Source organism: Streptomyces sp. Ru71 (assembly GCF_002920535.1).
In the GTDB taxonomy this organism is placed as follows: Bacteria; Actinomycetota; Actinomycetes; order Streptomycetales; family Streptomycetaceae; genus Streptomyces.
Map to the genome: position 1 here is coordinate 1 of NZ_PQSS01000180.1, position 766 is coordinate 766.

3 protein-coding genes are annotated in these 766 nt (G+C 73.1%); all 3 read left to right on the forward strand.

All coding sequences use genetic code 11. From position 1 onward, the window contains the following. On the forward strand, positions 1 to 188 hold a 188-nt coding region (locus C3489_RS38115), incomplete at its 5' end, for an acyl-CoA carboxylase subunit epsilon (RefSeq protein WP_103786685.1). A gap of 19 nt (positions 189 to 207) precedes the next feature. After that, positions 208 to 672 (forward strand): cobalamin B12-binding domain-containing protein, encoded by a 465-nt coding sequence (locus tag C3489_RS38120; RefSeq protein WP_103786686.1) that lies wholly within the window; start codon positions 208 to 210, stop codon positions 670 to 672. Then, the coding region (locus C3489_RS38125; protein WP_276525929.1) for a biotin carboxylase N-terminal domain-containing protein at positions 669 to 766 on the forward strand (98 nt) is incomplete at its 3' end. The genes C3489_RS38120 and C3489_RS38125, both read left to right, overlap by 4 nt.

Here is a 766-nt window from a genome sequence, read left to right on the forward strand (position 1 = left end):
TCGTACGGGGAAACCCGACTCCGGAGGAGCTGGCCGCCGTGGTCTCCGTGCTGACCGTGGCCGGAGCACCGGCTCCCCCGCCCGCTCCCGCGCGCCCCGCCGGCGCCTGGGCCTCGCGGCGCCTGCAGCTGCGCACGCCGCACTCCTACGGCCCGGCCGGCTGGCTCGCGCCCGCCCTGCCTCGCTGACCATCCGATCGGAGACACCATGAACGTCCTGCAGCAGCGCCCTGACCACGGCGCTGCGGCCCCGGCACCACGCGCCCGCGTGGTCATCGCCAAGCCCGGGCTCGACGGCCACGACCGCGGCGCCAAGGTCATCGCCCGAGCGCTGCGCGACGCCGGCTACGAGGTGATCTACACCGGACTGCACCAGACCCCGGAGCAGATCGTCGCCACCGTCATCGCCGAGGACGCGCCCCTCCTCGGTCTGTCCATCCTCTCGGGCGCCCATATGACGATCGTCCGTCGGGTGATCGAGCTGCTGGGACGGGAGGGCGCGGACGACGTCCGCGTCATGGTCGGCGGCATCATCCCCGACGCCGACGTCACCGCCCTGGAGGCCATGGGCGTGCACGCGGTGTTCACCCCCGGCGCGGACATGCGCGGGATCGTAGAGACGGTGGACCGGCTCAGCGCCGGCCTGAAGGACGTACAGGAGTCGGCATGCTGACGAAGGTGCTCATCGCCAACCGTGGCGAAATCGCTGTCCGCGTGGCCCGGGCCTGCCGGGACGCCGGAATCGCGAGCGTGGCCGTCTACGCGGA

Coding starts and splice junctions, on each gene's coding strand:
- C3489_RS38120 (WP_103786686.1), top strand. CDS start 208: ATGAACGTCCTGCAGCAGCGCCCTGACCACGGCGCTGCGGCCCCGGCA.